1 pseudogene is annotated in these 246 nt (G+C 65.9%); it reads left to right on the top strand.

The annotated features are described in order from the left end of the window. Positions 1 to 246: pseudogene (locus EN845_RS35020) on the top strand (adenylate/guanylate cyclase domain-containing protein); the annotation flags it as partial.

Here is a 246-nt window from a genome sequence, read left to right as displayed (position 1 = left end):
ATCGTCAGCGGCACGCTGACGGGTCTGGGCGGCCAGATCCGCCTGAACGCCTCGCTCACCGATACCTCGAACGGGCGCCTCGTCTGGTCGCAACGCTTCGACCGCGATCTGGTCGACATCTTCAGCCTGCGCGACCAGATCGGCAGCGAGATTGTTTCGATCCTCGACAAGGAGGTCGACCGGGCAGAGCAGGTGCGGACCTTCCAGGTGCCGTGGGAGAGCCTCGAGACCTGGCAGCTGGTGCGG

Origin of the sequence: Mesorhizobium sp. M8A.F.Ca.ET.202.01.1.1, from assembly GCF_004791595.1 — a bacterium.
In the GTDB taxonomy this organism is placed as follows: Bacteria; Pseudomonadota; Alphaproteobacteria; order Rhizobiales; family Rhizobiaceae; genus Mesorhizobium.
The sequence above is the reverse complement of the archived record's forward strand: the minus strand, read 5'-3'. Positions and strand labels throughout refer to the sequence as shown.